Origin of the sequence: Pseudomonas sp. LSJ-87 (assembly GCF_032971465.1) — a bacterium.
GTDB classification, from domain to species: Bacteria; Pseudomonadota; Gammaproteobacteria; order Pseudomonadales; family Pseudomonadaceae; genus Aquipseudomonas; species Aquipseudomonas putida_Z.
The window spans coordinates 122155-141107 of record NZ_JAWJYQ010000022.1 but is presented as its reverse complement, the minus strand read 5'-3'; the positions used below and the strand labels follow the sequence as shown (position 1 = coordinate 141107).

Genomic DNA, 18953 nt, shown 5'->3' with positions numbered 1-18953 from the left:
CGAACCCCGATGGCTTGACGCGCCCTTAGAACTGCACATAACTCATTGAATTAGCGGGGACTCTGTGGGAGCGGCTTTAGCCGCGAACACCGGCGCAGCCGGTGCCCTGCACCGAGTTGGATTCTTCGCGGCTAAAGCCGCTCCCACAGGGTACGCGTACCGCTTGTGAATTCAGTTCTCTACGCGACAGCGCAGCCCAAAGGACTGGGCGATCTCCCACAGGAAGTTAGCCACCCTGTAGAATGCGCGCATTGCGCCATGCGCTCCCCGCTATCCGAGGCACCGTTTTTCCATGTCCGCCAGTTCTTCTGCCCCATCCGCGCCGGATGCGCGCACCCAGTTTCTCGACCTGCTGAACGCCGCCCTGCATGGCAATACCCTGGTCAAACTGGTATTGGCGCGCCATGTCGGTGCCGACCAGACCTTGCAACGGATCATTGCCAAGCCGCTGCAGGTCAAGGGCCAGCCGTGCCTGTCGCTGGTCTATCGCCACCAGACCCGCGACATCACCCGCAACCTGGCGCTGGACCAGGCCCAGGCGCTGGTCGCCGAGCTGCTGCCGGACAGCTTCCGCAACGCGCACCTGTTCGACGCCGACGGTGAAGTGCAGTTGACCTTCAGCAAGAAGGGCAAGCCCATGCTCCAGCGCCACGGCGCACAGGCACCGCGCGAAGCTGCCAGCAGCAGCGGCCATGACCGCGAGAAGAAGCGCTATCTGGAGCTGTCGCGGCCATTCCTGCGCGACCTCGGCGTGACTGACGCACAAGGCGCGCTGATCCCGTCCATGTCGCGCAAGTGGAAGCAGATCAACAAGTTCATCGAAGTCTTCGACCACGCCCTGGCCAGCGCCCCGGTGCCGGCGGAGCAGGCGCTGCGGGTAGCCGACTTCGGCTCTGGCAAGGGCTACCTGACCTTTGCCATGCACGACTATCTGCGCAACAGCCTGGGCCGCGAAGCGCAGGTAACCGGCGTCGAGCTGCGCCAGGACATGGTCGACTTGTGCAACGCCGCCGCCTTGCGTCTGGAGCATCCGGGCCTGGAGTTCCAGTGTGGTGACGTGCGTAGCGTGGTGCCCGAGGCCATCGAGGTGATGATCGCCCTGCATGCCTGCGACATCGCCACCGACTACGCCATCCACACCGGCATCCGCTGCAACGCCGCGATCATCATGTGCTCGCCGTGCTGCCACAAGCAGATCCGCCCGCAACTGCACAGCCCGGGGTTGTTGCAACCGATGCTGCAGTACGGCCTGCACTTGGGCCAGCAGGCCGAAATGCTGACCGACAGCCTGCGCGCGCTGTACCTGGAAGCCTGCGGGTACGAGACCAAGGTGTTCGAGTTCATCTCGCTGGAGCACACCAACAAGAACAAGATGATTCTTGCGGTGAAGCGGCGTCAGGCAGGGGACAACGGCGCGTTGCTGGAGAAGATCGGGCAGCTCAAGGCGTTCTATGGAGTGCAGGAGCATTGCCTGGAGACGTTGTTGCGAGGGGACGGGTTGCTGCCTGGCGTGTGATCCTTCAGCGGCTCTTGTGAAACGCCGCACTCGGTAACACGTTATCCAGTAGTGGCGCATTCGAACCTTTCAAGGGCTCGCTTTCGCTGGCCGCCGCTTCGAGCTGGCGGGCCTGGCGGTATTCGCTGGGCGTGCAGTTGCTGACCTGCTTGAAGGTGCGGGCGAAGTAGGACGGGTCCTTGAAGCCTGCCTCATAGCCGATGCTGGTAATCGGCATCTGGCTGTTGACGAGCAGGTCCATGGCCAGATTCATGCGCTTGCTCAGGATGTAATCCAGAAACCCAACGCCGTTGACTTCCTTGAACAGGCGGCTGAAGCGGGCCGTGGTCATGCCGCAGCGCTGCGCGAGGTCCTTTTGATCGACACATTCGCGAAAGTGCTGGTCGATGTAAGGCATGACCTTGCTGAGCGCCTGGTGCTTGTGGTGTTCGCCGGTCAGGCGAATGCTGTCCGGCAGGGAGGGAAGGTGATCGATGCGCTGCGCATTGCCTGAGGCCTTGCTGGCGCGGCGTATGTCGCAAAGCTGCTTGAGGACATCGATGTAGCGACTTTTCTCACCGCTTGTCAGCGGCAATACCAGATACTCCCAGACCCGCGAACGCATGGCCCAGACGGCCAACTCTTCGGAGTGCTGCACGGTGAACATGGTGACCGGGATTGACGGTGAGTTGCGCTTCACTTCCAGCAACAGGTTGAGGTTGAGGGTGTCGGGGCGATCGAAATGCATGCAGATCATGTCTGCCTGCTGGCGTTCGGAATGCGCCACGGCCTTCGCCAGTTTGCAATCGCAGACATGACTGAACTGTGCCATCAGCGCGTCGGTGGAATGATCGCGTGTCAGATCGAACCACAACAACAGCGGCTTTGTGCCCGGGTTAGACATCGTGACTTAACCTTATGCTGGGGAGTTTCCCTACGAGCAGCAGTATTGTCAAAACACTATTAAGTCGCCGATCAATTTGGTTATTACCTTAGATCGTTTTGGCTTAAGTGGTTCTATGCGCTTTGTAAAACCCTGATGTTAGACAGGTTCCGCAGTCAGGCTGGTCTTTGATCATGACGACCGCTTGTCGGCTTTGAACAAACGTGCCAGAACCCTTCCCTGAGCCGGCTGCAAATGCGTACGAAAGTGCTTCTCATATTCGGGTTTCCTGCCTGGTTTACTGGTGTCTTCGCCCACCTTTTCGATGCTGGCCAATGGCCGCAAAAAAGTCCTAGCGATTCGCAAAAATCTCCTAACCACTGCTGTCACCCTCTGACTAGGATTCGCAACAGGTAGTGCAAAACACCACTGCCCGGGAAGAAAAATAATGTCCTTAGCGAGGTGAGCGAAATGAATCTGCAAACTATCAAGGATTCGGTCCTGAAGTTCGTCAAAGATGAAGATGGCCTGACTGTTGTGGAGTATGCGGTAGCAGGCGGGTTGGTTGCCCTCGCCCTTATTACTGCGTTCACCAACTTGGGAACTGCAGTCAAGGGAAAAATCAACGGGCTGATCACTGCGCTTGGAGGCACAGCAGCCCCTTAAACCAATTCTTAATTAAGCCCCAAGGGGGATGCAGCAATGTCAGCAGAGTCTCTGTTCGCCATTGTCGTGCTGCTAGGGCTGTTGGGTATTGCGGTGGTCGGGGACCTTCGTAACCACCGCATTCCCAACTTACTGGTCTTGCTGGGGTTGGGGTTGGGGTTGGCGGGCCAGGTTTACTCCGCAGAACTTGCCGGGCTGGGTTATGGTGTGCTGGGCATGGTTATCGGTTTTGCCGTATTTATTCCAATGTATGCGCTGGGGGGCATGGCAGCCGGCGACGTCAAACTGATGGCTATGGTCTGTAGCTTTCTTGCACCGCCTGAAGCACTTTCAGCAGCACTTCTTAGTTTGATTGCCGGCGGAGTGTGCGGGATGTTGATAGTGCTCCTGCGCGGACAGTTGAAACAGACGTTAGAACGCTACTGGTTGATCTTGACGGCACAGGCATATTTTGCGCCGAAGACGGATGAGGTGGCGGGTAAACCATTCCCTTATTCCGTCGCGATACTGTCCGGAACCATTGTCAGCCTTTTTTGGCAACCGCTTGGCCTATAGCCTGGGAGGCTAACAATGCACGCATTAAGAGACAGTGGTGTCTGCGCCTGTGACAAGGACGCAGTGCAGAGCCTGGCACCTCAGCCACGTACAGTCCGCGAGACTGGCCTGGCGGAAAGCTTTCTCGGTGATTTGTTGTGCAAGCACCTGCATGACGCCGGTACGCTGGATTTGTCGCGCCTGGTGGAGCGTCTGGCATTGACCGGCGCAGTGGTAGAGGAAGTACTGGCCTTTCTGCGTAAGGATGGCCGCGTTGAAGTACTGGGCCAGGTCGGTGTGCAAACGGGGGGGCAGGTGCTGCGCTACGGCCTGACAGAGCGGGGCCGCGGTACCGCCCGTGATGCACTGGCGCGCAGCGGCTACATCGGCGCGGCGCCCTTCCCGGTAAGTGCCTATCGTGACCTGCTCAAGCTGCAGACCATTCACCATGGCCGCATCAGTACGCAGGACATGCACAAGGCATTTGCGGGCGTAGTGCTGTCGGAGAGCATGCTGGACCAGCTAGGGGTAGCGCTGAACTCCGGACGCGCCATCATGATTTATGGCCCTGCAGGCACCGGCAAGACCTACGTGAGCAGCCGCCTGATCCGCCTGTTCGCCGAAGCCATCTGGGTACCCCATGCCATCGAGATCAACGAGTCGGTCATCGAGGTATACGACCCCCAGGTGCATCAGCGCCTGGAGGAAGAAAGCCAATCTACCAGCCTGTTGCTCAACGAAGGAATCGATCGTCGGCTGGTGCGCTGCAAACGCCCGGTTGTGATCACTGGCGGTGAGTTGGGTATGGAGCAACTGGACGTCCGCTTTGATCCCAGTACCCGTCAGTACCAGGCCTCCTTGCAACTCAAGGCCAGCAACGGCCTGTTCATCATCGACGACATGGGGCGCCAGCGCATGGCCCCGGCCGAACTGTTCAACCGCTGGATCGTGCCGATGGAAGAGAAGCGCGACTTCCTCAACCTGGGTGGCGGGCGCCATTGCGAGCTGCCGTTCGATCTGGTGCTTGTGTTCTCCACCAACCTCAACCCGCTGGAGTTGGCCGACGAAGCCTTCTTGCGACGTATCGGCTACAAGCTGCAGTTCAGCTACCTGAAAGTCGATGAGTACGAACGCATCTGGCGCCAGGAATGCGAACGCCTGGGCCTGGATTACGACCCGCTGCTGTTGCGTTACGCGTTACAGGCGCTGTACGAGGCCGAAGGCGTGCCGCTGGTGCCCTGCCACCCTCGCGACCTGCTGAACATGGCGCTCGACCGCCAGCGTTACCTGGGCGGCGATGGTCCGCTGTCGCCTCAGGAGCTGAAATGGGCCTGGCAAAGCTACTTCGTGCAGATCGACTTCCTTGGATAAGGAGATGCAGACATGAGTGTCCGTACGCTGACCCTGGTTGCCGTTTCCCTGACCTTGGGACTTGGTGCCGCCTTGATGGCCAACAACTGGCTCAATGGTCGGCTCAACGCCGCCCCGGATGACAACATGAAGAACGTGGTGGTCGCCACGGTGGAGATCCCGTTCGGGCAGATGATCGAGGCGCAGCAAGTCGCCATCGTGCGCATGCCCAAGGATGCGGTACCTGATGATGCCTTTGACAGCAATGAAAAGGTGCTTGGCAAGATTGCCACTTTTGCACTGTTGCGCGGCGATGTGCTGCGTAGCGCGCGCCTGGCCGAGCACCTGGGTGGCAGTACTCTGGCTTCGTTGATTGCTCCAGACAAGCGCGCCATTTCGGTGCGTGTGGATGACGTGGTCGGGGTGGGCGGGTTCCTGTTGCCGGGTAACCGGGTCGATGTTCTGGCAACCAAGCAAAGCAATGGCGGTAGTAATGACGCTGAGTCCAGAACCATCCTCCAGGACCTCCGGGTATTGGCCGTGGACCAGACTGCGGGGACGGACAAGACCCAGCCGGTGGTGGTACGTGCCGTGACCCTGGAAATGTCGGCCAAAGAGGCCGAGGTGCTGGTCAGAGCGCAATCCGAAGGCAAGTTGCAACTGGCCCTGCGCAATCCGCTGGACGCTCAGAAGCAGGCGCCAGCCGTAGCCGCTGTCGAGCCGGTGAAGGCTGCAACGCCAGCATTCAAACCCCAACCGAGACCGGTGGTAAATCGTAGTAGTGAAGGTGGCTCGGTCACCATCATCCGCGGGACTGAAGTTGAAGTAGCGAAAGCACGGTTCTAAAGCAGCTGGCGTCCGAATGGCTAACCTTCGGCAGGAACAAGAATACCTCGCAAGGAGTTATGCATGAATACTTTGCAGAGACTAGGGATGTACCTGTTGTGCGGGCTGGGTACGCAGCTGCTGTTCATCGGTGTGACGCAGGCTGCAGAACCGGGATCGGGATACAGCGCCATGCCGGCGGCCAACACCAACATGGTCCAGGTGCCCATCTACAAGTCGCGGACGATCAGTGCTCGTACGCCGGTGAGGAAAATCTCGGTCGGCAACCCGGATATCGCCGATATTCTGATCACCAGCCCGACCCAGCTCTACCTGCTCGGCCGTTCCCTGGGCACTACCAACGTGCTGCTGTGGGACAGCAACAACCGCTTGATCGAGACCATGGATGTGGAGGTCGTGCATGACCTCACCGGGCTCAAGACCAAACTGCACCAGCTGCTGCCCGAGGAGAACATCGAGGTGTTCAGCGCCCAGGGCGCGTTGGTACTGCGTGGCCAGGTGCGCAGCGCCGCGGCCATGGACACAGCGATGAAAGTGGCCAAGACCTATGCCGCGCAAACCTCGAGTGTGGTGCAAGGCAAGGGTGAAGCCGCCGAGGCGGCCCCGGCCCAGTCGCTGGAGGTGATCAACCTGCTCAGCGTCGGTGGCAGCCAGCAGGTGATGCTGGAAGTCAAAGTGGCAGAGATGCAGCGCAGTCTGATCAAGAACCTTAACGTGCGCTTCAATGCCCTTGGATCATCCGGCAACTGGAGCGGTGGCGGGTTCAACAATGGTCAAGGACTGGGCCTGACTCCAGGCGGCGGGTCGATCCTTTCGCCAGGTTCGCTGATTGGTGGTGGCAAAGGCTTGTTCGCCCAGTTCCTGTCCGACGATTTCCTGTTCAACGTGGTGCTTGAAGCGTCCAAGGACAATGGTTCGGCCAAGGTGCTGGCAGAACCCACCCTCACCACACTGACCGGCCAGCAGGCGGAGTTCATATCCGGTGGCGAGTTCCCTGTGCCGATCACCGAGGATGATGGCATCACCATCGAATACAAGGAATTCGGTGTCGGCGTGAAGTTCCTGCCGGTGGTGCTCGACTCCGGGCGTATCAACCTCAACCTGAATGTCTCGGTGAGCGAGCTTTCCAACGCCAACTCGCTGGTACTCGACACGGGCCTCAGCAGCATCCTGGGCGATGGAGTTTCCCAGGTTATTCCGTCGCTGACCAAGCGCAGCGCAGAGTCCACGGTCGAACTGGGCAATGGCCAGACCATTGCCATCGCCGGCTTGATCAGCGAAAACACTCGCGATTTCGTCAGCCGTTTCCCGGGTCTGGGGGACCTGCCGATACTCGGGCACCTGTTCCGCAGCCAATCGTTCATCAACGGTGAAACCGAACTGGTGATCCTGGTGACGCCGCACCTCGCCAAGCCCGTGGATGCCAAGGCGGTGCGCCTGCCCACTGAGAAGTTCGTCGAGCCCAGTGATCTGGACTTCTACCTGCTCGGCAAGACCAAGGGCAGTGAGCCGGGGCGCGCGGTGCCCGTCAGCCTCGGTGTCAGCGGTGGCAACTTTGGCCATGACCTGAATTGATCGGAGAGAATCAGCATGAGAAGCATGATCGTGTGTTGCGCGCTGCTATCGGGGTTGTCGGGTTGCATGTCGTACGACGAAGGGCGCGTTGGCCCGCTGGGCTACAGCGTCTACCAGACAACCTACCAGCAGATTGCCGACAAGCAGGTAGCCGCCAACCCAGGCACTGAAGTGCCGGCTGCTGGCTCTGACGGGCCTTTGCTGGAGAAGGTGATCAATAGCTACCGGGGGACGACTGGTGAAGCGCAGCAGATCGGTCAGCCGATCCAGATCCAAGTCACTGATTCAACTCGCTGATTGAGGGCGTAATCATGACTCCTCGAGCTCAACGGATGTTCACCGCGCCGCCAGGCCAACAGCGGGGGGCAGTAACTGTCATCATCGTGATCGCCCTGTTGGCGATACTGATGATGGCAGCGTTGGTGCTCGATGGCGGTCACGTGCTGTTGAACAAGACTCGACTGCAGAATGCCGTGGACGCCGCCGCCCTCAGTGGCGCCAAGACCCTGAGCCAGGTGATGGGCTCTGGCAATGCCGCCAGTACCACGCGAGCAGCCGCGCTCTTCACCCTTAACGAAAATGCCAAGGCCGCTGGCAACACGGAGCTGTTGACGGCAATCGGCGGCAACCCTGGCGGATTTGCCGTGGTGGAGTTGGCAGACAATGTCTATGGGCCTTTCTCCTTCCCCGGGCCGGCCAATGCCACCTATGTGCGGGTCTCGGTATCGAATTACTCACTGGCGGGCTTTTTCTGGAACTTCGCCCAGTCATTTGGTACAGGCACCTTAGGATCCAAGCAGGTGACGGCGATTGCCACCGCCGGGCCGAGTCCCACCAGCCCATGCGATCTTGCGCCGCTGCTGGTGTGTGGCAATCCGGCTCAATACAACCCGGAAGCAGGCATGTTCTGGGGCTATCGCTTCGGTGATCTGGAGGTATTGAAGTCAGCCGCCAAGAACAGCGACCCGATTGGTCCAGGCAATTTTCAGCTGCTTGATTTTGGCTCGGGCGGCAAGGAGGTTGGCGAACTCATGGCCGGCGGCGGCTCGGTTTGTCGCAATGTCGGGGAAAACGTCGACACCAAGCCAGGTAATACGGTTGGGCCTTCCGTTCAAGGTTTGAATACGCGCTTCGGCGACTACACAGGGTCGTTCAAGGGGACGGACTATCCGCCCGACCTGGTGACGACCTATGACAACCCGAAGATGAAATACAACGACAGCGCCACACCGCCGCGAGTGGAACAGCAAGGCCAGCCTGTTACTTCGAACAATGGCAATCTCTCTGCTGGCGGCACGCCGCTGTTCGATTACAACGATTATGCCGCGCAGAGTGCCGCATGTGTTGCAGGCGGGGGAACGGGGTGCCAGTCAAACGGGGTTTTCGAGCGGCGGATACTGAAAATCGTGATGGGCGACTGCTCGGGCAAGAACTCGGGGGCATCGTCGATACCGGTGATCGGTTTCGGTTGTTTCTATGTGGTGCAGCCTGCCGACAACTCAGGTGGGGATTCGCAGATCTTCGGCCAGTTCATCAAGCAATGCGAGGGTGACGGCGTGCCTGGACCTACACCGCAAGACGATTCCGGCCCGCAGATCATCCAGCTGTACAAAACCTTTATCAGTGGCAGTGGCACACCGAGCACCGACTCCTAGGAGCGTGTCATGGAACTTTATCGGCTCAAGCGTGCGCAGCGTCAGCAAGGGGTGGCAATCGTCGAGTTCACCATCACTCTGCCACTGTTGCTCCTGACCTTGCTGGCCTTTGGCGAATTTGGCCGCATGCTCTATCAGTACAACAGTCTGCTGCAGGGCAGCCGGGATGCAGCGCGCTTTGTCGCCAGCCAGGCCTGGAACTCGACCCTTGGCAAGGTCGAGGTGAGCGCCGACCTCGAGTGCATGACCAAGAAAGTGGCGGTGTACGGTGCACCTTCCGCGCCGCCCTGCAGCCTGACCGGGATGCCGGCCAATACCACCGTGCAGGTGGCCAAGGTGGCGGGCACCAACGACCACGTGCAGGTGACCATCAGCGCGGTCTTTTCCCCGCTGATAGCCAGCGGTATTCCGGCGTTTATCGGCAACGGCACGGCACTGAACTTCCCGTTGGTCGCCACCACCGTGATGAGGGCACTGTGATGAAGCGCAGATGCATGCAGGGCGTTTACGTGGTGGAGTTCGCCATCGTTGGTACGTTGCTGTTCACGCTGTTGTTCGGGGTGCTTGAAATAGGCCGGCTGTACTACACCGTGAACGTGCTGAATGAGTCCGTTCGGCGTGGCGCACGGCTGGCAGCGGTATGCAATATCAGCGATCCGGTGGTGCTGCGCAGGGCGATATTCAACACTGCGGGCGACAGTGGTGCCAGCAGCCTGCTGGCCGACCTGGACACCTCGGATCTGACTCTGCGTTACCTGGACAAGAACGGTGCACAGGTCGCCAACCCCGGTGATCTGGTAAGTGCCACCGGGTTTGCCGCTGTCCGCTATGTCCAACTGACGCTGCAGAACTTTCAATTCAGCCTGTTTATTCCAGGGTTTGGCGTGCCCATTACCTTGCCAGTATTCAAGGCGACCTTACCTCGCGAGAGCCTCGGGCGTCATACCGAGGCGGATGTCGTACCGGAGATCACGCCATGCTGAATCTAAGGGAGTCTTCCGTATCCGCTACCTCCATCAAGCCCGGGATGCGTCTGTTGATCAGCAGCTCGGACGCCTTGGCCTTGCGTCAGTTGCAAGAAATCTGTCAGCGCATCTCGGGTCTGGAGGTGAATGTTCGCCAGGTGAGCAATGGGCATTGCGACCCTCTGTACGGGCTGGACCGGATGCCCGATTTCTTGCTGCTGCGCGTTGGCCAGCTGTGGCGTGAGGAGCTGGCGGCCCTGTTGCAACGCCCGGCCCATGAGCGCCCGCAGCTGTTGGTGTGTGGCCTGCTGGACGATCGGGAAGGCATGCGCCTGGCAATGCAGGCCGGTGCGCGCGATTTTCTGCCGGAGCCTATCGTTGCCACGGAGCTTATCGCAGCCTTGAACCGTATGGTCATGGAAACCCAGACCAACAGCACGGCGACAGGGAAACTGATCGCGGTGATGAATGCCAAGGGGGGCTCCGGCGGCACGGTGCTGGCCTGCAACCTGGCGCATCAGCTCAGCCTCAAGGGAAACACCCTGTTGCTTGACCTGGACCTGCAGTTTGGCAGCGTGTCGCATCATCTGGATGTGGCGCAGTCGCACAGCCAATTGGACGTGTTGCAGCAGATAAAAGAAATGGATGGTGTTGCACTGCGCGGCTTCTGCAGCCATTTCAGCCCGTCCTTGCATGTGCTTGGCAGCCGTGCCAATGAGCTGTGCCTGCCGCAGGATGTGCAGGCCGAACAGCTCGATGCGTTGCTGCAACTGTCGCGTGCCAACTATGACTGGGTGGTAGCGGATTTGCCGCGGCAGATCGATCACATCACCGCTTCGGTGCTGGAGCAGGCCGACCGGGTGTACGTCGTGGTGCAGCAGAGCGTCAACCACCTGCGCGACGCCAGTTCCCTGGCGCGCATTCTGCGCGATGACCTGGGCGTACGCGGCAATCAGCTGGAGGTGGTGGTCAACCGCTACGACAAGGCGGCACCGGTCAGCCTCAAGGACATCGGCGAGGCGCTGCGCTGCACCAATATCGTGAAACTGCCGAATGACTTCAGCGTTATCAACCAGAGCCAGAACACGGGTGTGCCATTAGGTCTGCAAGCACCTCGCTCCGCGATCACCCAGGCGCTGCGTGGGCTGGCCGAGGAATTGGTTGGCAAGCAGGTGGACACTGAAAACGGACTGTTCAAACGCGCCTTCAAGCGTGTTTTTCGGGGGTGAACCATGCTTAGCGATTTCCGTAACCGTTTGCGCAAACAGGCAGCCACCCCCGAGGCATCGACGCCGTCGAAGCAGGGTGGAGGCGCGAAGGACCCGGCAGAGGCGCTGATGGCGTGGGAACATTCAGCACCGGATGTTCTGTTTGAAACAAAAAGCCAGGTCACATCGGTAGAAGCCGAGTGGCGGGAAAAAACCTATGCGCAACTGCTCAAGGTCATGGACCTGTCCTTGCTCGACTCGCTCGAGCAGGCCGAGGCCGTGCGGCAGATTCGCGATATCTGCCAGCGTCTGCTCGATGAGCATTCGGCGCCGGTAAGCTCTGCCAGCCGCCAGTTGATCATCAAGCAGATCACCGACGAAGTGCTGGGTCTTGGCCCGTTGGAGCCGCTGCTGGCCGACCACACGGTGTCCGACATTCTGGTCAACGGGCATGACTCGGTGTACGTCGAACGGTTCGGCAAGTTGCAGCGCACCGATGTGCGTTTTCGCGATGATCAGCACCTGCTGAACATCATCGACCGCATCGTATCCAGCCTCGGCCGGCGCATCGACGAGTCTTCGCCGTTGGTCGATGCACGACTCAAGGACGGTTCGCGGGTCAATGCGATCATCCCGCCGCTGGCCATCGATGGGCCGAGTATCTCGATTCGCCGCTTTGCGGTGGATCTGCTCAATACCGACAGCCTGATCCAGGCGGGCGCGCTGACGCCGGCCATCGCCTTGCTGCTCAAGGCGATCGTGCGGGGGCGGCTGAACGTGCTGATCTCCGGCGGCACCGGCTGCGGCAAAACCACCATGCTCAATGTGCTGTCCAGTTTCATTCCCCACAACGAGCGCATCGTCACCATCGAGGACTCGGCCGAGCTGCAACTGCAGCAGCCGCATGTGGTGCGCCTGGAAACACGACCGGCGAATATCGAGGGGCGCGGGGAGGTGGGCCAGCGTGAGTTGGTGCGCAACAGCCTGCGGATGCGCCCCGACCGCATCGTGATCGGCGAGGTGCGTGGTGCCGAGGCGCTGGACATGCTGACGGCGATGAACACTGGTCACGATGGTTCACTGACTACCATCCACGCCAATACCGCGCGCGATGCGTTGGGCCGGGTCGAGAACATGGTCTTGATGTCTGGTGCCACGTTCCCGATCAAGGCCATGCGTCAACAGATCGCATCGGCCATCGATGTGGTGATCCAGCTGGAGCGGCAGGAAGACGGCAAACGGCGGTTGGTCAGTGTGCAGGAGATCAACGGCATGGAGGGTGAAATCATCACCATGACCGAGATCTTCTCATTTGTCCGCAATGGTGTGGGCGAGCAGGGCCAGGTGCTTGGTGACTTCCGGCCAAGTGGCATGGTGCCCGCGTTTCGCGATTCTTTGGCCAAGCGCGGGATCGAGTTGCCGCTGACGATGTTCAGGCCTGAATGGATGGAGGCTCGTCAGCCATGAGCCAGATACCCGTTGAATACATCCTGATATTTCTTGGCATGGTATTCGTTGCCGTATTTCTCCTCAGCCAAGGTTTGGTGGTGCCGGTGTTTGGCGAGGCAAGCAAGGTACGCAAGCGTATCCGTAGCCGACTGGTGATTCTGGAGCGGGCAAGTCATCTGCCGAACATGCAGACCGTGCTGCGGCAGAAGTACCTGACACGCCTGTCGCCGCTGGAGGCGCGGCTCGAGCAGTTGCCCTTCATGGCGTCGCTGACGCAACTGATCGAGCAGGCCGGGCATGAGTACCGGGCCTATCGGGTACTGCTGCTAGGATTGGCGCTGGCAGCAGCTGCCGGGATGCTGGCCTGGATGTTCTTTCCTTACTGGTGGCTGGCGCTGGCGGCAGCGTTCGTGGCGTTCTGGCTGCCGCTGCTGAAAATTACCCATGACCGTGGCAAGCGTTTCGCCCAGTTCGAGGAGGGTTTGCCGGATGCGCTGGAGGCCATGTGTCGGGCATTGCGAGCCGGGCACCCCTTCAACGAGACCCTGCGCCTGGTGGCAGAGGAACACAAGGGGCCGGTGGCGCATGAATTCGGCCTGACCTTCGCCGATATTAACTACGGTAATGATGTACGCCGGGCCATGCTTGGCCTGCTGGAGAGGATGCCAAGCATGACAGTGATGATGCTGGTCACCTCGATCCTCATTCATCGTGAGACCGGCGGCAATCTGACCGAAGTGCTGGAGCGTCTGAGCAACCTGATCCGCGGACGTTTCCGCTTTCAGCGCAAGGTCAAGACGATGTCGGCCGAAGGGCGGATGTCGGCTTGGGTGCTGGTGGCCATACCCTTCCTTCTGGCGGCAGCGATCATTATCACGAGCCCGGATTATCTGACCTTGCTGATCAAGGATCCCACTGGGCAAACGTTGGTCATGGGGGCTTTCGGCTCCATGTTGGTTGGGATTTTCTGGATTCGTAAGATCATCCGTATCCAGATTTAGGCAGTTCTCGCATGGGGGCGTCGGTCATGGACTATGTGCTCGGTTTGTTGAGTGGGGTAACGGACAACGAGGCGTTGGCACGCCTGCTGATCGTCGGTGCGATCGGGGTGAGCACGGTCATTGCCGTTGTCACCGTAACTTTACTGGTGCAGGGGCTGCAGAGCCCACTGCAACGTCGTCTTGCATTGATCAAGCGTGATCACTCCAGCGCTGCGGCCGGGCGGGAGGCGCCAGGAAACCTTCAGCTTCTACTGGAGCGGGTTGGTCGGCGCGTTACCCCATCAACGGAAGGGCAAGTGTCGGCCACCCGAACGCTGTTGACTCATGCCGGTTACGGCTCGGCTTCAGCGGTACAGGTTTACTGGGCGGTGCGTTTGCTGTTGCCGCTGATGCTATTTGGTATCTCGTTGTTGACATTGCCATTGGTTCCCAATCTCTCCCCGCTCAAGATCATGGGTGTGGCGGCCATGGGGGCTACCGCCGGATGGCTTCTGCCAGCAATCTATGTCGACAAGCGAAAGAATGCTCGGCAGGGTCGGTTACGTGCAGCCTTCCCCGATGCCCTGGACCTGATGGTGGTTTGCGTGGAGTCGGGCCTGGCGTTGCCCCAGGCCATCGAGCGGGTGGCTGAAGAAATGTCGGTCAGCCAGGCCGAGCTGGCCGAGGAACTGGCCTTGGTCAATGCGCAGATCCGCGCCGGCATTTCCAGTACCGAAGCGCTCAGACAACTGGCGGACCGTACCGGCCTGGAAGACATCCAGGGTCTGGTCAGCCTTTTGGCGCAGAGCATCCGCTTCGGCACCAGCGTAGCGGCTACCTTGCGCATCTATGCCGAGGAGTTTCGTGACCGGCGCATGCAGGCCGCCGAGGAAATGGGCGCGAAAATCGGAACAAAGCTGGTTTTTCCGCTAATTTTCTGTTTGTGGCCAAGCTTTTTTCTGGTTGCCATCGGCCCGGTGATCATCGGGATACTTAAAACGTTCGGGAATCCATGACATGAACAGGATCAGCTTGCTGTTGACCATGATCGCCGTGCTCTCGGGTTGCCAGAGCACAGGGCCAGACTTGAATGGGGTGCGTTCTGTCTACTCCGGTGGCAATTCGGTGCTCTACCAAGTGCAGTCGCAAAGCAACTCGCCCGACCAGGCGATGCAGATGGCGGCGATGGCTTACCAGGCCGGTGACCTGGACCAGGCACTGTACCAGTACCTGCGCGTCCTTGAGCTGGCGCCCGAACGTCAAGAAGCCCTGGTCTGGGTTGGCCGTATCCACCGCGAACGGGGCAATAACCAGCTTGCCGAGATGGCCTTCACCGAGGTACTGAGCAAGGCACCTGAAAACCCCGATGCCCTGACGGAAATGGGCCTGCTGAACCTGTCCATGCGTAAACATGAGCAAGCCAAGGTGATGCTTTTGAAGGCAGTTGCCGTGGATCAGAAACGCGTTGCCAAGGACCCAGCCAATACCCAGACAGGGGCGGCTGCGCTCAGGGTCGACAGCAAGTCACCACTCAAGGCCTACAACGGGCTGGGGGTGCTCGCGGATCTGGCCGACAACTTCGCCGAGGCGCAGACCTACTACCGCCTGGCCGAGCTCATCGATCCACATTCGGCGTTGGTGCAGAACAGCCTGGGGTACTCCTACTACATGGCCGGGCAATGGGCCGATGCCGAGCTTCGGTACAAACGTGGTGTGAGCTACGACGGCACCTACAAACCGCTTTGGCGCAACTATGGGTTGCTGCTGGCTCGCATGGGGCGCTATGAAGAAGCGGTGTCTGCCTTCGAACAGGTCGAAAAGCGTGCCGAGGCCAGCAATGATGTCGGCTATGTCTGCCTGGTGGAAGGCAAGCTGGATGTGGCTGAGCAGTTCTTCCGCAGCGCGATCGAGTTGTCGCCGGGGCACTATCCCGTCGCCTGGGAAAACCTGAACAGGGTCCAGCAGATTCGGCAGATCCGCCAGCTGGGCGGCGATGTAGCGATGCCCGAGCCGGTTGCAGTTGGCCCGGCCGTGCAGGTGACAACCGCGTCGGCGCCTTGATGCCTGACAGATAGCGTAGACGGGGCTGCTACGCAGCCCATCGCCGGCAAGCCGGCTCCCACAGGTACCGCGCAGAATTCAGGCGTTGCGCGATCCCTGTGGGAGCTGGCTTGCCGGCGATGGGCCGCAAAGCGGCCCCCAATTGGTCCACTTCACCTGAGGGTGAGTGGTGCTTCAATAGCCAACGCTGCTTGCCCCAACGGATGCGTACTGGCATCAAAGAAATGCAGCACCGCCCCCGGCATATCCCCGAACCTGTCGACAAAATGCTGCTTCTGGTTGATCACCGATGCCTCGCTCAACGGCCGTATGGCAATCGACAGATGCATCGGTCGGGCCTGTCGGATGGCTTCGAGCAGATGCTGGTCACTGCTGTCCAGGTGCAGCCCGAACAGGCATAGCCCCTGGCTTTCCCGCGCCAGTTGCCCCAGGCACCAGCCCAGGTAGTCAGAGTTGCGGATGGCGCGCAGTTTCTCGTCGCTGCGGTCTTCGTTGACGAACAGCGGCACTTCGCCCGGGATGTTCACGGCAAAACCATCGAGCAGTTCGGCGCTGTCGGCGCTGCGTTGGCGGGTGGTGCCGTCCGGCAGCTTGAGCAGGTGCAGGCCGCCATGCAGATGCAGCACCCGCGTGCCTTCGCCGTTGGTGCGGCGCACGTCGAAGAAGCCTTGCTCGTCGAACAGTTCGGCGAAGCCGTGCGGTGCGTGTTGCACGGCCCACGGTAGCAGCAGGTCGTAGTTGCTGGTGTAGACGCTGCGGTAGCCGCGCAGGGCCTGGTTGAGGGTTGCCAGGGTCGTGGCCGGCATGAGTGGCCACGGCAGGTGCACGGTGCGTACGGCGTGTATCAGCGCTTCCTTGATCGAGTAGTAGCGGTTCAGCGGTGCGGTGGAGTTGATGGCCAGCGCGGCGTTGGTGCGCACGGTGGTGTTGAGGGCGCTGAGCACCGGCTCGAACAGTTCCGTACCCAGCGACTTGAACAGTGCCTGATCGCTCACGGCCAGGCCTTTCTTGCGGCCGGCACGTTGCGCTTCCTCGAACAGCGAGAAGTAGCCGAACGGCTTCCACAGCACGCGGCTGGCGCCGTTGCCCAGCAGCAGGGCGTCGCAAGGGTGGCGGGCGGCGAGTTCCGGCCAGGGGGTGAGAGTGGCGTCTAGTGCGGGCATGCTGGGGTCCGTTGGGTGGAGCGGGAACGGGGGCGACTTTAGCATGTCATGCAAGGTGTGCGAGGGTTGTATCCAGGCAAGGGCCTTGTGTCGGCAATGCCGGCCCCTTCGCGGGCACGCCCGCTCCCACAGGAATTGCAGTGCCCTTGAATTCAGTGCAGTACCTGTGGGAGCGGGCGTGCCCGCGAAGGGGCCAGAACAGGCAGCGCAAGGTTCACAGGACGATAAAGGACTTATCCATGCGCAATCCCATGTTCAGTTTCTTGGCTTTGACCGCTTTGTTCACTGTGTCGGCCGCTTCCGCCAGCAATGGCAAGGCCCTGGCCACCGCCCACGGCATTGCGCACCCGGCGGTGATCGCCCACCGCGGCGCCTCGTACGATGCCCCGGAATCCACCACCCCTGCATACCTGCTGGCCCGCGACCAGGGCGCCGACTACCTGGAACTCGACCTGCAACGCAGCAGTGACGGCGTGCTGGTGGTGGTCCATGACGATGTGCTGTCGCGTACCAGCGATGTCGCCGAGCGCTTCCCAGAGCGAAAGGACAGCCCGGTCAGCGCCTTCACGCTCGCCGAGCTGAAGTCGCTGGATGCTGGCAGCTGGTTCAACCAGGCCTACCCGGCGCGCGCCCGGGCCTCTTTCCGCAAACTGCCGATCCTCACCCTGGACGAGGTCATCGACATCGCCGAAGGCAACCCCGAGCGGCACCCCGGGTTGTACATCGAGACCAAGGTCCCCAAGCAGTTCCCGGGTATCGAGCAGGACCTGAAGGCGCGCCTCGCAGCCCGCGGCTGGCTCGACCGGCCAGGCCGTGTGGTGTTGCAGACCTTCGACCGCAACAGCCTGGCGTTGCTGCACGAGGCCATGCCGCAGGTGCCGAAGGTGCTCCTGCTGTGGGTGGGGACAAAAAACATCGAGCCCGCTTCCGGGCAGGATTTCGCTGACTCGGGTGAAACCGACAAGGCCGCGTTCTATGCCCGTCAGCAGCCGAAGGACCAGGCAGAATTCCTGCGCTGGCTCGATCAGGCCAGGCAGGGCGGTGCGGTCGGTACGGGGCCTTCTGCCATGCGCACTCATCTGGGCGAACAGAGCTATGCCGACCTGATCCAGCCCTGGATGAACCAGGCCAGCCAGGCGCGGGATTTGCTGGTGCATGCGTACACCCTCGACGAACCGGTGGACTTCGACAAGGCGATGAAGGCAGGTGTCGACGGGATCTTTACCAACCGCACGGGGGCGTTGCTACGGTTCTATCAGCGTCCGGCGGAGCCTGAGGTGGTGATGCTGGAGAGGTTGGGATACTGAATGGTTGCAGGCGGACGGTTTGTAGCGGCCAAAGCGCTGAACAGTCGGTCACAGGTGATCATGCTGGTCAGGCGGGCCTATGTCAGTGAGCAAGGGCCTTCAGTACATGATCTGGATCGTTGCGTATCGCACGTAACAATGCCTTGGCTGGCCCGGTCGGTTCTCGTCGGCCTTGTTCCCAATTTCTCAGCGTGGCGACCTGAACATCGATCATCTCGGCAAAGCGTACTTGTGAAAGCCCTGTTGCCCTGCGGATGCTTCGTACCTGAAGAGCATCGATTGCGAATTCGCGAGACGGCGCGCACTTGCCCTGGACGATGTCGTCCATCTGTTGAACGCTCTCCATCAGTTCGTCAAAAAAGCGGTTCATGCATGCCTCCAGTGTTCAATGATGGACTTCAATGCCTTGCGCTGCTCGCTGGACAGATCGGGCTGCTCATTTTTGCCGTAGATGTAGAGCATGGCTATCTGTGATCTGGATATGAAGTGGTAGTAGATAACCCTGGCACCACCGCGTTTTCCATGCCCGTTAGCGGGCACTCGTATTTTGCGTAGGCCACCGGTTCCCTCAATCAGGTCTCCTGTCTCAGGTGAAGCCATGAGCCTGACTTGCAGCAAGCGATAGGTGTCATCATCAAGGAGTTCTCTGACTCGTTTGGTGAACAAGGTTGTTTCAGTGAAAAGCATAGCAGAGTGTACGCCATTGGCGTAGCTGCCGGTTATCCAGCGCTACAGATAAGGGAGTGCCCGGCCGTGTTTTCAGAGCGGGAAAACGAGGCTAGCGAACAAGGTTGTCGCTAGCCCATCATCCCTTTC

The 18953-nt window shown here is 60.3% G+C and carries 20 protein-coding genes; 16 read left to right on the top strand and 4 right to left on the bottom strand.

What is annotated here, in order from left to right; translation table 11 throughout:
- Window positions 1-292: 292 nt before the first annotated feature.
- Window positions 293-1516: a class I SAM-dependent methyltransferase gene (locus RYH74_RS14870; protein ID WP_286100500.1), complete on the top strand. Its 1224-nt coding sequence runs from the start codon at window positions 293-295 to the stop codon at window positions 1514-1516.
- 4 nt (window positions 1517-1520) lie between these two features.
- Here the strand turns inward: RYH74_RS14870 and RYH74_RS14865 are convergent, their stop codons facing one another.
- On the bottom strand, window positions 1521-2399 hold the full coding sequence (locus RYH74_RS14865; RefSeq protein ID WP_286100499.1) for a DNA-binding response regulator: 879 nt from the start codon (window positions 2397-2399) through the stop codon (window positions 1521-1523).
- A gap of 450 nt (window positions 2400-2849) precedes the next feature.
- On the opposite strand from RYH74_RS14865, the gene RYH74_RS14860 reads away from it, so the two are divergent.
- From RYH74_RS14860 to RYH74_RS14795, 14 genes are all read left to right on the top strand, one after another.
- Entirely contained in the window at window positions 2850-3044 is a 195-nt protein-coding gene (locus RYH74_RS14860) for a Flp family type IVb pilin (RefSeq protein WP_317409652.1), read from the top strand.
- Window positions 3045-3080: 36 nt separating this feature from the next.
- On the top strand, window positions 3081-3599 hold the full coding sequence (locus RYH74_RS14855; protein ID WP_317409651.1) for a prepilin peptidase: 519 nt from the start codon (window positions 3081-3083) through the stop codon (window positions 3597-3599).
- Window positions 3600-3614: 15 nt separating this feature from the next.
- Window positions 3615-4949 carry an AAA family ATPase gene (locus RYH74_RS14850; RefSeq protein ID WP_317409650.1) on the top strand — a complete coding sequence of 445 codons (1335 nt, stop codon included), beginning with the start codon at window positions 3615-3617 and terminating at the stop codon, window positions 4947-4949.
- A 12-nt stretch (window positions 4950-4961) separates the two neighbouring features.
- Window positions 4962-5774 carry a Flp pilus assembly protein CpaB gene (gene cpaB / locus RYH74_RS14845; RefSeq protein WP_317409649.1) on the top strand — a complete coding sequence of 271 codons (813 nt, stop codon included), beginning with the start codon at window positions 4962-4964 and terminating at the stop codon, window positions 5772-5774.
- An 87-nt stretch (window positions 5775-5861) separates the two neighbouring features.
- Window positions 5862-7349 (top strand): type II and III secretion system protein family protein, encoded by a 1488-nt coding sequence (locus tag RYH74_RS14840; protein WP_317409660.1) that lies wholly within the window; start codon window positions 5862-5864, stop codon window positions 7347-7349.
- 15 nt (window positions 7350-7364) lie between these two features.
- Window positions 7365-7646 carry a hypothetical protein gene (locus tag RYH74_RS14835; protein WP_317409648.1) on the top strand — a complete coding sequence of 94 codons (282 nt, stop codon included), beginning with the start codon at window positions 7365-7367 and terminating at the stop codon, window positions 7644-7646.
- Window positions 7647-7681: 35 nt separating this feature from the next.
- Window positions 7682-9004: a TadE/TadG family type IV pilus assembly protein gene (locus tag RYH74_RS14830; protein ID WP_317409647.1), complete on the top strand. Its 1323-nt coding sequence runs from the start codon at window positions 7682-7684 to the stop codon at window positions 9002-9004.
- 9 nt (window positions 9005-9013) lie between these two features.
- The gene (locus RYH74_RS14825; RefSeq protein ID WP_075046194.1) at window positions 9014-9484 is read left to right on the top strand and encodes a TadE/TadG family type IV pilus assembly protein; all 471 of its coding nucleotides are present in this window, start codon (window positions 9014-9016) and stop codon (window positions 9482-9484) included.
- Window positions 9484-9987 (top strand): TadE/TadG family type IV pilus assembly protein, encoded by a 504-nt coding sequence (locus tag RYH74_RS14820; protein WP_317409646.1) that lies wholly within the window; start codon window positions 9484-9486, stop codon window positions 9985-9987. The genes RYH74_RS14825 and RYH74_RS14820 overlap by 1 nt, the downstream gene beginning before the upstream one ends.
- A complete protein-coding gene (locus RYH74_RS14815) occupies window positions 9981-11198 on the top strand; it encodes an AAA family ATPase (RefSeq protein ID WP_317409645.1) in 1218 nt (405 codons plus the stop codon). Before RYH74_RS14820 ends, RYH74_RS14815 begins: the two co-directional genes overlap by 7 nt.
- Window positions 11199-11201: 3 nt before the next feature.
- Complete coding sequence (locus RYH74_RS14810) at window positions 11202-12644, top strand: CpaF family protein (RefSeq protein ID WP_317409644.1); 1443 nt, start codon at window positions 11202-11204, stop codon at window positions 12642-12644.
- Window positions 12641-13627, top strand: a complete 987-nt coding sequence (locus RYH74_RS14805) for a type II secretion system F family protein (RefSeq protein WP_317409643.1) — start codon at window positions 12641-12643, stop codon at window positions 13625-13627. The genes RYH74_RS14810 and RYH74_RS14805 overlap by 4 nt, the downstream gene beginning before the upstream one ends.
- 26 nt (window positions 13628-13653) lie before the next feature.
- Window positions 13654-14622: a type II secretion system F family protein gene (locus RYH74_RS14800; protein WP_317409642.1), complete on the top strand. Its 969-nt coding sequence runs from the start codon at window positions 13654-13656 to the stop codon at window positions 14620-14622.
- Window position 14623: 1 nt separating this feature from the next.
- A complete protein-coding gene (locus RYH74_RS14795; RefSeq protein WP_286918932.1) occupies window positions 14624-15667 on the top strand; it encodes a tetratricopeptide repeat protein in 1044 nt (347 codons plus the stop codon).
- A 152-nt stretch (window positions 15668-15819) separates the two neighbouring features.
- Here RYH74_RS14795 and RYH74_RS14790 read toward each other — a convergent pair whose 3' ends face one another.
- A complete protein-coding gene (locus tag RYH74_RS14790) occupies window positions 15820-16830 on the bottom strand; it encodes a DUF4917 family protein (protein ID WP_317409641.1) in 1011 nt (336 codons plus the stop codon).
- Between the two features lie 239 nt (window positions 16831-17069).
- Between RYH74_RS14790 and RYH74_RS14785 the strand changes: the two genes are divergently transcribed.
- On the top strand, window positions 17070-18137 hold the full coding sequence (locus tag RYH74_RS14785) for a glycerophosphodiester phosphodiesterase family protein (protein WP_317409640.1): 1068 nt from the start codon (window positions 17070-17072) through the stop codon (window positions 18135-18137).
- Between the two features lie 82 nt (window positions 18138-18219).
- Here RYH74_RS14785 and nadS read toward each other — a convergent pair whose 3' ends face one another.
- The gene (nadS, locus tag RYH74_RS14780; protein ID WP_075046187.1) at window positions 18220-18507 is read right to left on the bottom strand and encodes a NadS family protein; all 288 of its coding nucleotides are present in this window, start codon (window positions 18505-18507) and stop codon (window positions 18220-18222) included.
- Window positions 18504-18824 (bottom strand): type II toxin-antitoxin system RelE/ParE family toxin, encoded by a 321-nt coding sequence (locus tag RYH74_RS14775; protein ID WP_075046186.1) that lies wholly within the window; start codon window positions 18822-18824, stop codon window positions 18504-18506. Before RYH74_RS14775 ends, nadS begins: the two co-directional genes overlap by 4 nt.
- Window positions 18825-18953: the final 129 nt, after the last annotated feature.